This window comes from Klebsiella sp. A52 (assembly GCF_018388785.1).
Classification (GTDB): Bacteria; Pseudomonadota; Gammaproteobacteria; order Enterobacterales; family Enterobacteriaceae; genus Klebsiella; species Klebsiella aerogenes.
Genome location: NZ_CP074437.1, coordinates 3210709 through 3222605 on the forward strand (window position 1 = coordinate 3210709; position 11897 = coordinate 3222605).

General features: G+C 54.3%; 10 protein-coding genes. 8 read left to right on the forward strand and 2 right to left on the reverse strand.

From position 1 onward, the window contains the following. The first annotated feature begins 48 nt into the window (after positions 1-48). The 4 genes from araG to otsA all read left to right on the forward strand — a co-directional run bounded on the left by araG (position 49) and on the right by otsA (position 4913). Positions 49-1563 carry an L-arabinose ABC transporter ATP-binding protein AraG gene (araG, locus tag KGA69_RS15160; protein WP_045390287.1) on the forward strand — a complete coding sequence of 505 codons (1515 nt, stop codon included), beginning with the start codon at positions 49-51 and terminating at the stop codon, positions 1561-1563. A 14-nt stretch (positions 1564-1577) separates the two neighbouring features. After that, on the forward strand, positions 1578-2558 hold the full coding sequence (gene araH, locus KGA69_RS15165; protein ID WP_045390289.1) for an L-arabinose ABC transporter permease AraH: 981 nt from the start codon (positions 1578-1580) through the stop codon (positions 2556-2558). 161 nt (positions 2559-2719) lie between these two features. Then, on the forward strand, positions 2720-3523 hold the full coding sequence (otsB, locus tag KGA69_RS15170) for a trehalose-phosphatase (RefSeq protein WP_045390291.1): 804 nt from the start codon (positions 2720-2722) through the stop codon (positions 3521-3523). After that, entirely contained in the window at positions 3498-4913 is a 1416-nt protein-coding gene (gene otsA / locus KGA69_RS15175; protein WP_045390293.1) for an alpha,alpha-trehalose-phosphate synthase, read from the forward strand. Before otsB ends, otsA begins: the two co-directional genes overlap by 26 nt. Before the next feature lie 28 nt (positions 4914-4941). Here otsA and uspC read toward each other — a convergent pair whose 3' ends face one another. Next, positions 4942-5364 carry a universal stress protein UspC gene (gene uspC, locus KGA69_RS15180; protein ID WP_045376202.1) on the reverse strand — a complete coding sequence of 141 codons (423 nt, stop codon included), beginning with the start codon at positions 5362-5364 and terminating at the stop codon, positions 4942-4944. Positions 5365-5720: 356 nt separating this feature from the next. Between uspC and KGA69_RS15185 the strand changes: the two genes are divergently transcribed. Together KGA69_RS15185 and KGA69_RS15190 are read left to right on the forward strand one after the other, a co-directional pair. After that, positions 5721-7304, forward strand: a complete 1584-nt coding sequence (locus tag KGA69_RS15185) for an MFS transporter (RefSeq protein WP_045390297.1) — start codon at positions 5721-5723, stop codon at positions 7302-7304. A 4-nt stretch (positions 7305-7308) separates the two neighbouring features. Beyond that, on the forward strand, positions 7309-8448 hold the full coding sequence (locus tag KGA69_RS15190; protein WP_063448031.1) for a beta-galactosidase BglB: 1140 nt from the start codon (positions 7309-7311) through the stop codon (positions 8446-8448). Between the two features lie 79 nt (positions 8449-8527). Here the strand turns inward: KGA69_RS15190 and argS are convergent, their stop codons facing one another. Next, complete coding sequence (gene argS / locus KGA69_RS15195) at positions 8528-10261, reverse strand: arginine--tRNA ligase (protein WP_045390301.1); 1734 nt, start codon at positions 10259-10261, stop codon at positions 8528-8530. A 229-nt stretch (positions 10262-10490) separates the two neighbouring features. On the opposite strand from argS, the gene KGA69_RS15200 reads away from it, so the two are divergent. Further along, positions 10491-11060 carry a VOC family protein gene (locus tag KGA69_RS15200; protein ID WP_047045558.1) on the forward strand — a complete coding sequence of 190 codons (570 nt, stop codon included), beginning with the start codon at positions 10491-10493 and terminating at the stop codon, positions 11058-11060. A gap of 79 nt (positions 11061-11139) precedes the next feature. Beyond that, a complete protein-coding gene (gene cutC / locus KGA69_RS15205; protein ID WP_045390305.1) occupies positions 11140-11880 on the forward strand; it encodes a copper homeostasis protein CutC in 741 nt (246 codons plus the stop codon). Positions 11881-11897 lie beyond the last annotated feature (17 nt).

Consider the following 11897-nt stretch of genomic DNA (forward strand, 5'->3'; position numbering starts at 1 on the left):
CCGCCTCCCGCCCTGGCGGGAGGTTATGCGTAGTAGAGCGGAGTCGTTATGCAACAATCTACCCCTTATCTCTCATTTCGCGGCATCACCATGACGTTCCCGGGCGTTAAAGCGCTGTCTGATATCAGCTTTGACTGCTATCGCGGGCAGATCCACGCGCTGATGGGTGAAAACGGCGCCGGGAAGTCCACCCTCTTAAAAATTCTCAGCGGTAACTACATTCCGACTGCCGGGTATCTGCAAATTGATGGTCAGCAGATGGCATTTAGTAATACCACCGCGGCGCTAAATGCCGGCGTGGCGATTATTTATCAGGAACTGCATCTTATCCCGGAAATGACCGTTGCCGAAAATATCTATCTTGGTCAGTTGCCGCATAAAGGCGGCATTGTGAACCGGTCTTTATTGAATTATGAAGCGCGGCTGCAGTTAGAACATCTGGGGTTGGATATCGACCCGGAAACGCCGCTGAAGTATTTGTCGATCGGCCAGTGGCAGATGGTGGAAATTGCCAAGGCGCTGGCGCGTAACGCGAAGATCATCGCGTTTGATGAGCCTACCAGTTCACTCTCCGCACGGGAAATCGACAACCTTTTTCGCGTCATTCGCGAGCTACGTGAAGAAGGGCGAGTGATTATTTATGTCTCACACCGTATGGAGGAAATTTTCGCTCTCAGCGATGCCATTACCGTGTTTAAAGATGGCCGCTACGTGCGTACCTTCGATGACATGCGGCTGGTGGACCACGACGCGCTCGTGCAAGCGATGGTGGGTCGTAATCTTGGCGATATCTACGGCTGGAAAGCGCGTGAATATGGCAGTGAGCGGTTGCGGCTCGAAGAGGTTAAAGCGCCGGGCGTCAGAATGCCAATCAGTTTATCGGTACGCAGCGGTGAAATTGTCGGCCTGTTTGGTCTGGTCGGCGCCGGACGCAGCGAATTAATGAAGGGGCTGTTTGGCGGCAGCAGAATTACCGGCGGTCAGGTCTATATCGATGGTCAGGCGATAAATATTCGCAAACCCGCGCAGGCGATTCAGGCGGGAATGATGCTGTGTCCGGAGGATCGCAAAGCCGAGGGCATCATTCCGGTACATTCGGTGCGCGACAACATCAATATCAGCGCCCGGCGTAAGCATATTCATGCCGGCTGCCTGATTAACAATGCCTGGGAAGCGAGTAATGCCGAACAACATATCAAATCGCTCAATATCAAAACCCCAGGAGCTGAGCAGTTAATTATGAATCTCTCCGGTGGTAATCAGCAGAAGGCTATTCTTGGTCGCTGGTTGTCGGAAGAGATGAAGGTCATCCTGCTTGATGAACCGACCCGCGGCATTGATGTTGGCGCAAAGCATGAAATCTACAACGTTATCTATGCGCTGGCGGCTTCTGGCGTGGCGGTCGTTTTTGCCTCCAGCGACCTGCCAGAAGTGCTCGGCGTCGCCGACCGCATCGTCGTCATGCGCGAAGGTGAAGTGGCCGGTGAATTGCTGCATGAAGACGCGAATGAACAGCAGGCGCTGAGCCTTGCAATGCCTAAAGTCAGCCAGGCCGTAGCCTGAGTAAGGAGTGAATGATGTCATCTGTAACTACACCCAGCGCTGCCCGATCCTCTTTCAGTTTCGGCCGAATCTGGGATCAGTTTGGTATGCTGGTGGTCTTCGCCGTGTTATTCATCGGCTGCGTGATCTTTGTTCCCAATTTTGCTTCTTTCGTCAACATGAAAGGGTTGGGGCTGGCGATTTCCATGTCGGGAATGGTCGCCTGCGGAATGCTGTTCTGCCTGGCTTCAGGCGATTTTGATTTGTCAGTTGCTTCTGTGATTGCCTGCGCCGGTGTGACAACAGCGGTGGTGATTAATCTCACCGAAAGCCTGTGGATTGGTATTGCCGCAGGATTACTATTAGGGGCGGTCAGCGGGCTGGTGAATGGTTTTGTTATTGCACGTTTGAAGATCAACGCGCTAATCACGACCCTGGCCACCATGCAAATTGTCCGCGGGCTAGCCTATATTATTTCCGATGGTAAAGCGGTTGGCATTGAGGATGAACGTTTCTTCACCCTGGGCTATGCCAACTGGTTAGGTTTGCCGGCGCCTATCTGGCTGACGGTTGCCTGCCTGATCGTCTTTGGACTGCTGCTGAATAAAACCACCTTTGGCCGCAATACTCTGGCAATAGGAGGCAATGAGGAGGCTGCGCGTCTGGCAGGGGTACCGGTGGTTCGTACCAAGATTATCATCTTCGTTCTTTCAGGTCTGGTATCGGCGGCTGCGGGGATCATTTTGGCTTCGCGCATGACCAGTGGTCAGCCTATGACCTCAATTGGTTATGAACTGATTGTGATCTCGGCATGTGTACTGGGTGGCGTATCGCTAAAAGGCGGGATCGGTAAGATCTCTTATGTGGTGGCCGGGATCCTGATTCTGGGTACCGTAGAGAATGCGATGAACCTGCTGAACATCTCGCCATTCTCGCAATATGTGGTCCGCGGGGTGATATTGTTGGCGGCGGTTATCTTCGACCGTTACAAGCAAAAAGCGAAACGTTCGCATTAATTGAGCGCAACTTTTAAGTCTACTCATAATGTCCCGCCAGCGCCCGCTGCGCTGGCGGTGACTATCAAAAATGGCGAGGCTGGTCACACTGTCTATACTTACATGGCTAACAATTAGTTAACAACCAGCGTAATGCTGGCCATGATAAGGAGGAATACAGGGTGGCTGACCAGATATCTGTACCGCCTGAGCTAACCGGAAACCACGCATTTTTTCTGGATCTTGACGGCACGCTTGCCGATATCAAACCTCATCCCGATCAGGTTGTTATCCCCGAAGACGTCCTTCAGATGTTGCGATTACTGGCACAGCAGCAACATGATGCTGTGGCATTGATTTCAGGGCGCTCACTCGCAGAGCTCGACGCACTTACCCGTCACTGGCGATTGCCGCTTGCCGGCGTCCACGGGGCTGAACGCCGCGATATCAATGGAAAAAGACATGATGTATCACTACCGCCGGCGCTGAGCCGTGAGGTCGGCGAAGCATTAACTTCGGCGCTACAGGCGCTGCCTGGCAGTGAACTGGAAGATAAAGGCATCGCTTTTGCGCTGCACTATCGCCAGGCGCCACAACACCAGAGCGCCATCCTGGCATTGGCGCAGGATATCGTGCAGCGTTATCCGATTCTGGCCATTCAGCAAGGGAAGTGTGTCGTTGAGATCAAACCGCGCGGGATTAACAAAGGTGAAGCGATTGCCGCGTTTATGCGGGAAGCGCCTTTTGCGGGACGAAAGCCGGTATTTATCGGCGATGACCTGACTGATGAGGCGGGTTTTACTATGGTTAATCAATTAGGCGGAGTATCGATAAAAGTTGGACAAGGCGACACACAGGCGCGCTGGCGGCTGGCAAATGTTGCCGCCGTACATCAGTGGTTACGTCACGTCGTCGACAATACGCAATGCCTGGATGTATTCACTAACGGGAGGGATGACCATGGGTCGTTTAGTCGTAGTATCTAACCGTATTGCAACGCCGAATGATAAAAAGGCCAGCGCTGGCGGCCTGGCGGTGGGTATTTTAGGTGCGCTGAAGGCGAGCGGCGGCACGTGGTTTGGCTGGAGTGGGGAGATCGGCGATGATAGCCAGCCGTTGAAGAAGGTGAGTAAAGGGGATATTTCCTGGGCCTCATTCAACCTTAGCGAAGAAGATCACGAGCTCTACTACAATCAGTTTTCCAATGCGGTGCTATGGCCCGCGTTTCACTATCGTCTCGACTTAGTCAATTTTCAGCGTCCGGCGTGGGAGGGGTATCTGCGCGTTAACGCCGCCGTGGCGCAAAAACTGCTGCCGCTGCTAGCCGACGACGATATGATTTGGGTTCATGATTATCACCTATTGCCATTTGCCAGTGAATTACGCAAAAACGGCGTCAAAAACCGCATCGGTTTCTTCCTGCATATTCCGTTTCCGACGCCTGAAATATTCAACGCTTTACCTCCACATGCGGAGCTTCTTGAACAGCTTTGTGATTATGATTTACTCGGCTTTCAGACCGAAAACGACCGGCAGGCATTTGTTGATTGCGTCGCCCAACAAACGACCTTGTGCGAAGTGGGTCACCAGCAATACCGTGCCTGGGGTAAGACGTTCCGTACTGCCGTCTATCCGATAAGCATCGAACCTCAGGAAGTCGCGCGCAGCGCCAGCGGGCCGCTGCCGCCGAAGTTGGCTCAATTGAAAGCTGAACTAAAAGGAGTTAAGAATATTTTTTCCGTTGAGCGCCTGGATTACTCCAAGGGGCTGCCGGAGCGTTTTCAGGCTTACGAGGCGCTGCTGGAAAACTACCCGCAGCATCGTGGAAAAATTCGCTATACCCAGATAGCGCCCACTTCGCGGGGCGATGTTCAGGCTTATCAGGATATCCGCCATCAACTGGAAACGGCCGCCGGGCGAATCAACGGCCACTATGGTCAACTGGGGTGGACGCCGCTGTATTATTTGAATCAGCACTTCGATCGCAAACTACTCATGAAGGTATTTCGTTATTCGGATGTGGGGCTGGTCACGCCGCTACGCGATGGCATGAACCTCGTGGCCAAGGAGTTTGTCGCCGCGCAGGACCCTGAAAACCCTGGGGTGTTGGTGCTATCGCAGTTCGCTGGCGCGGCGAATGAACTGACTTCCGCGCTCATCGTCAACCCTTACGATCGCGATGAAGTGGCGGCGGCGCTGGACCGCGCTCTGACTATGCCGCTTGCGGAGCGAATTATTCGCCATGGCAAAATGCTCAAGGCGATCGAGAATAATGATATTGATAACTGGCAGGCGCAGTTCGTTGCCGATCTAAAGCGCGTAAAGTCGCATGAGGATAGCTGCCAGCAGCCAACCGTAGTTACTCCCTCCGCGTAGTCAAAATGGCTGATGCTTCGGCATCAGCTTATTCCAGGGAAACCAACAGCACATCGACTCCGCTGCTGCCGACGATATTCTTCGCTGAACAGGTTGCGCGGGAAAACAGGCTCTGGTTATGGTTGCCGCAGATCACCAGGTCGACGTGATGCTGACGGCAAAAATCCTTCACGTGATGACAAAGTTCGCCGCTGGCGATGGTCATTTTGCTGATGGGATAGTCCGCCTGGGCGGCGAGTTCATTAAGAAAGCTACGTGTCTCCTCCTGCATAATCTCACGCAAATTCTCCATCATCGGCGCGGCGAACTGATTATACATTTCCGGATCTGTCGCCAGCGTGATCAGGCTAACCTGCGCATTAAGCGGACGTGCGATAGACACCGCTTTATTGACCAACATGCGGCTTTCCGGCGTTGGGGCGACGGCGACTAACAGATGAGAGTAGGGCATCTAGCCTCCTTGAGATACGCAACGGGATCTTTCTACTTTCTTTACTCCTAATTCCATCTTTCCACAAGGGGTATTCGCGCGGTTAAAAACGCCTTTCTCCAACCGTGTAATATCAGATTCTGGCAGCCGACTCGCAAAAATGATTCTCTCTTTTGCTTTAAAAGAAACGCTGTTTTATAAATCGGTGACGCATGTTGCCCGGCCCTTTGTTTTTTTGCCACTGAATGATTAGTACTGGCAAAAATGCAAAGGTAAGCCGGTTTTCATGATCTTACTGTAGCCATGTATCCGCAAAACTTCGGTATAGCCTGGTAAGGCCGAAGTTATCTAATAAAAAAGAGACAGGATTTACGGCGATGAAAACACGAAAAATCGGTTTGGCTAATTATCTCGCCTATGGTTCCGGCGATTTTCTCGGCGCGGGAACTACCGCGCTTACCGCAGCATGGCTACTCTATTTTTACACCACTTTCTGCGGGCTATCCCCCATTGAGGCGACGCTCATTTTCGCCACCGCGCGCGTACTCGACGCAGTCGTTAGCCCCCTGATGGGCTTCTTAACCGATAACTTTGGCTCTACCTGGCTGGGTAAGCGATTCGGCAGACGCAAATTTTTTATTTTGCTCGGTATTCCCTGTGTCTTTAGCTACTCAATGATGTGGGTAGGCGATATGGGGTTCTGGTATTACCTCGCGACTTATCTGCTGTTTGATATTGTCTATACCATGATTCTGGTGCCCTACGAGACGCTGGTGCCGGAGATGACCGATGATTTCAAACAGAAGACCAAATTTTCAGGCGCGCGTATTTCCATGGCGCAAATGTCGGCGATATTAGCCTCGTTTTTACCGGGGATTCTGCTCACCCAACTGGGTAAAGACAACGCCAGCTCATTTTTTTACGCAAGCCTGGTCTTTTCGGTGCTGTGCGCCCTGATGCTGACCTTCGTCTGGTTTTTTACCTGGGAGCGCCCTCGGGAAGCGTGGTCTGAAGCGGCGCTGCGCGCAGAAGAAGAAAAACGCAATTTAACCCTCGCGCAGAGTCTTAACCGGCTGTTTATTGAGCTTAGCTCTACGCTGCGCATTAAAATCTTCCGCCAGCATCTTGGTATGTATCTGGGCGGTTACATCGCGCAGGACGTTTTCAATGCGGTGTTTACCTATTATGTGGTCTTTGTGCTGATGCAGGATGCCTCCGTCGCCTCTAACTTACTCGGCACGATGGCTATCTTCCAGTTTATCGCGGTCATCGCCATGATCCCGCTCTGCATCCGCTTTGGCCCGGCGCCTTCATACCGCATGGTAGTGGTGCTGTTCGGTTTGAGCTCACTCTCATATGCCGTGCTCTATTACGCGGGGCTGAGCGACGTCTATTCATTATTACTGCTCATTTCTGCTATCGCGGGTCTGGGGCGCGGCGGCATTAATTACGTGCCGTGGAATACCTACACCTATATTGCCGACGTCGACGAAGTCATTACCGGCCAGCGTCGGGAGGGCATTTTCGCCGGTATCATGACGCTGACCCGCAAAGCGTCGCAGGCGGGGGCGGTGATGCTGGTTGGCATCATCATGCAACTATCGGGCTTTGTCTCCGGGCAAAAAATTCAGCCGGAAGGCGTGAGTCATACCATTCTGTTGATCCTTAGCGTCGGTACGTTGGTGGTGCTGGCTTGCGGCTTCCTGGTCTCCCTGCGCTTTAAACTCAATCTGCATACGCATAGCGTGCTGCGCGCCGAGACGCTAATGATGCGCGATGTCGGTTACGCGCAGCCCGAGCGGGCGACAGCGGAAAACCGCGCGGTGGTTGAGCAGCTGGCGGGGATGCCTTACGAATGCCTGTGGGGCAATAACAATATTGGTTACCTGAATCGCAATAAACCTGCCGCCCCGGCGCTGAATCAGGGCGGTGCTTTGAATTCGACATATACCAGAGGTTAAGAACATGAAAGTTTGGCCGGTCAAACATAGCCCATTATTGCGTCAGCCTGAGCGCTTTATCGCTCGCAGCGAGCTTCAGGCATTGATCCGTAATGTGACGCAAAACCTGGTGAATATTAAGGATGAAAGCGGGCAATTTTTACTGCGGCTGGACGACGGGCGAGTCATCGATACCAAAGGTTGGGCCGGTTGGGAATGGACCCACGGCGTTGGCCTGTACGGCATCTACCAGTATTATCAACAAACCGGCGATACCGCCATGCGCGATATCATTGACGGCTGGTTCGCCGACCGCTTCGCCGAAGGGGCAACCACCAAAAACGTTAATACCATGGCGCCGTTTTTGACGCTGGCTTATCGCTATGAAGAGACCGGGCGTCAGGAGTATCTCCCGTGGCTCGATAGCTGGGCCGAGTGGGCGATGCATGAGATGCCGCGCACCGAGCAGGGAGGCATGCAGCACATTACCCTGGCGGAAGAGAACCATCAGCAGATGTGGGATGACACGCTGATGATGACGGTGCTGCCGCTAGCCAAAATCGGTAAATTACTAAATCGTCCGCACTACATTGAAGAAGCAACCTATCAGTTCTTGCTGCATGTACAGAACCTGATGGACAAAGAGACTGGCCTGTGGTTCCACGGCTGGAATTACGACGGTCGGCACAACTTTGCGCGTGCGCGCTGGGCGCGGGGTAACAGCTGGCTCACCATCGTTATCCCGGACTTCCTTGAGCTGGTGGATTTGCCAGAGGGGAGTGCGGTGCGCCGCTATCTGCTACAGGTACTGAATGCGCAAATTGCCGCGTTAGCTGACTGTCAGGATGAGAGCGGCCTCTGGCATACCCTGCTCGACGATCCGCATTCCTACCTTGAAGCGTCAGCGACGGCGGGCTTTGCTTACGGCATCCTGAAAGCGATACGCAAGCGTTATATCGGGGCGGAGTACACCGAGGTTGCCGAAAAGGCGATACGCGGGATTGTGCGTAATATTTCACCAGAGGGGGAACTGCTGCAAACTTCGTTTGGTACCGGGATGGGCACCGATCTCGATTTTTATCGGCAAATTCCGCTGACGTCGATGCCGTACGGCCAGGCGATGGCGATTCTTTGTCTGACGGAATATCTGCGCAAATATTTCTGATAGCGGCATAGATTCCCCGGCCACGCCGCGCGTACCGGGGCTCCTGATAATACAAACCCGGCTTTCACCGGGTTTGTTTTTACATCCGCTCTACGGTCTCAATACCCAGAGTATCAAGACCCAGCTTCAGCGTCTTCGCCGTCAGCTGCGCCAGTTTCAGGCGGCTATTACGGGCCTCTTCGCTTTCGGCGCTGAGGATTGGGCAGTGTTCGTAGAAACCAGAGAACAGCCCGGCCAGATCGTACAGATAGGCGCACATCACGTGCGGAGTACCTTCACGGGCGACGACGGCCAGCGTTTCTTCGAACTGCAGCAGGCGGGCAGCCAACTGCGCTTCGCGATCTTCGCTAATAACCACCGGCGCGGCAGCCAGCGCGCTTTCGTCGATACCGGCTTTACGGAACACCGACAGCACGCGGGTATAGGCATACTGCATGTAAGGCGCGGTATTACCTTCGAACGCCAGCATGTTATCCCAGTCGAAAATGTAATCGGTAGTACGGTTTTTCGACAGATCGGCATATTTCACCGCGCCGATACCCACCGCATTGGCCAGTTTTTCCAGCTCATCGGCAGGCATATCCGGGTTCTTCTCGGCCACCAGGCGGCGTGCGCGCTCCAGCGCTTCGTCCAGCAGATCGGCCAGTTTGACGGTACCGCCGGCGCGGGTTTTAAACGGTTTACCATCTTTCCCGAGCATCATGCCGAACATGTGGTGTTCCAGCGGTACGGATTCAGGTACATAGCCGGCTTTACGGACAATGGTCCATGCCTGCATCAGGTGCTGATGCTGACGAGAGTCGATGTAGTAGAGCACGCGGTCGGCATGCAGCGTTTCATAACGGTATTTTGCGCAGGCGATATCGGTAGTGGTGTAGAGGTAGCCGCCATCCTTTTTCTGGATGATGACGCCCATCGGTTCGCCTTCTTTGTTTTTGTATTCATCAAGGAAGACCACGGTCGCGCCTTCGCTCTCGACGGCCATACCTTTTGCTTTCAGATCGGCAACGATCCCCGGCAGCATCGGATTGTACAGGCTTTCACCCATCACATCATCGCGAGTCAGGGTGACATTCAGGCGATCGTAGGTGATCTGGTTTTGCGACATGGTGATGTCGACCAGTTTACGCCACATCTGCAGGAAGTACTCGTCGCCGCCCTGCAGCTTAACCACGTAGCTACGCGCGCGCTCGGCGAACGCTTCGTCTTCGTCATAGTGCTTTTTCGCTTCGCGGTAGAAACCTTCGAGGTCGGCCAGCGCCATTTCGCCGGCGTTTTCCTGCTGCTGCTTTTCCAGATAAGCGATCAGCATCCCGAACTGGGTACCCCAGTCACCGACGTGGTTGGCGCGGATAACGCGATGGCCGAGGAATTCCAGAGTACGTACCGAGGCATCGCCGATGATGGTTGAACGCAGATGGCCGACGTGCATCTCTTTCGCCACGTTCGGCGCGGAGTAGTCAACAACGATGGTCTGCGACTGTGGTTTCGCCACGCCCAGGCGCTCGGACTGCAGCGCGAGATTGACGTTTTCCGCCAGGAAGGCCGGATCGAGGAAAATATTGATAAAGCCCGGCCCGGCGATTTCGACTTTATTGGCAATGCCGTTCAGATCGAGATGAGACAGTACCTGCTCTGCAAGTTGTCGCGGCGCCATGCCCAGTTTTTTGGCCACTGCCATCACGCCATTGGCTTGATAGTCGCCGAACTGAACTTTTGCTGACTGGCGGACCTGAGGTTCGCAATCGGCAGGCGCGCCTGCCGCGATCAGGGCCTGGCTGACTTTTTCTGAGAGAAGAGCCTGAATATTCACCGGAATACCTTACTTTTAAGGCGCGAGAACCCCTGTGGGGCGGCGCCGGAACATGGACAAATTAAGGCGGGAGTATACTGCATTTGCGCCCAGCCGTCAGCACCGCGCGCAAGTTGTAAAGCGGCACGCTTAATGAATAACCATTCGTTGTTCAGGCGCGCGGATTGGCGGTTGGTCGGGGCGGCGAAACAGGATAAATTAGCCTTTTTAGCAATGACCGAGGCGCAAGATGGCGAACTGGCAGCAAATTGATGAACTGAAAGATATTTCGGCGGATTTACCGCGTTTTAGCGATGCGCTGCAAGCGCTGGCCGAACGGTTGGGGTTGGAGCTTGCGCCGCTGGACGCCGACCATATCTCGCTGCGCTGTCATCAAAATACCACGGCGGAACGCTGGCGGCAGGGGCTGGAGCGTTGCGGCGCGCTGCTATCGGAAAATATCATTAATGGCCGCCCCATTTGCTTATTTAAGCTTGCCGAACCTATTTGTGTCGCCCACTGGCGCTTTACGGTTGTGGAGTTGCCATGGCCGGGGGAAAAACGCTATCCGCACGAAGGCTGGGAACATATCGAAATCGTTCTGCCGGGCGAGCCGGAAACCCTCAACGCTCGCGCGCTGGCCTTGCTTTCCGATGACGGGCTCAGCCAGCCGGGAATTTTCGTAAAAACCAGCTCGCCGAAAGGGGAGCGTGAACGCTTGCCGAACCCGACGCTTGCGGTCACGGACGGAAAAGTGACCATCAAATTCCATCCCTGGTCGATCGAGCAAATCGTCGCCAGCGAGCGAACCGATACTTAACAGTGTGAAGCCGCGCGGCGTCTGCGGGGAAAAATCGTGACATGCTGTGCTGCCCGTGATGAAAATGGAGAAGGAATCGATGTTGCTGGAAGTTTGCTGCTATAGCATGGAATGCGCGCTGGAGGCGCAGCGCTGCGGCGCCGATCGCATTGAACTTTGCGCCGCGCCGCAGGAGGGCGGGTTAACGCCGTCGTTGGGCGTGCTGCGTTCGGTGCGAGACAATATCTCGATTCCGGTTCATCCGATTATCCGTCCGCGCGGCGGCGATTTTTGTTACACCGAGGGTGAATTTGCCGCCATGGTGGATGATGTGGCGACGGTCAGAGATCTGGGTTTTGCTGGTCTGGTGATTGGCGTACTCGATGCTGACGGCCAGGTGGATATCCCACGTATGCGAAAAATTATGGCGGCGGCGGGTCCGCTGGCGGTGACCTTCCATCGGGCCTTTGATATGTGCGCCGACCCGCGTCAGGCCTGGCATTCGCTTGCTGAACTTGGCGTTGCTCGCATCCTTACTTCCGGTCAACGGCCAACGGCGGAACAAGGTCTTGCAAAAATTATGGAACTAATTGCGCTGGGCGATACTCCAATCATTATGGCCGGAGCGGGAGTGCGGGCTGCCAATCTGCAAAAGTTTCTGCAGGCAGGCCTCAAAGAGGTGCATAGCTCAGCGGGGCAGTGGTTGCCATCGCCGATGCGCTTTCGTAATCCGGGGTTATCAATGTCCACCGACGCAGATGCCGATGAATATTGCCGCTATGCCGTTAACGGCGAAGCGGTAGCGGAAATGAAACAGATTATTTCTGCCGCGCGGGATTAGCCCGCGAAGCTAACCGT

What these genes read in the sequence shown, in the direction of transcription:
- uspC (WP_045376202.1), bottom strand. Translation starts at nt 5,364, where the DNA reads ATGCCCTACTCTCATCTGTTAGTCGCCGTCGCCCCAACGCCGGAAAGC.
- KGA69_RS15185 (WP_045390297.1), top strand. Translation starts at nt 5,721, where the DNA reads ATGAAAACACGAAAAATCGGTTTGGCTAATTATCTCGCCTATGGTTCC.
- araH (WP_045390289.1), top strand. Translation starts at nt 1,578, where the DNA reads ATGTCATCTGTAACTACACCCAGCGCTGCCCGATCCTCTTTCAGTTTC.
- KGA69_RS15200 (WP_047045558.1), top strand. Translation starts at nt 10,491, where the DNA reads ATGGCGAACTGGCAGCAAATTGATGAACTGAAAGATATTTCGGCGGAT.
- araG (WP_045390287.1), top strand. Translation starts at nt 49, where the DNA reads ATGCAACAATCTACCCCTTATCTCTCATTTCGCGGCATCACCATGACG.
- otsA (WP_045390293.1), top strand. Translation starts at nt 3,498, where the DNA reads ATGGGTCGTTTAGTCGTAGTATCTAACCGTATTGCAACGCCGAATGAT.
- KGA69_RS15190 (WP_063448031.1), top strand. Translation starts at nt 7,309, where the DNA reads ATGAAAGTTTGGCCGGTCAAACATAGCCCATTATTGCGTCAGCCTGAG.
- cutC (WP_045390305.1), top strand. Translation starts at nt 11,140, where the DNA reads ATGTTGCTGGAAGTTTGCTGCTATAGCATGGAATGCGCGCTGGAGGCG.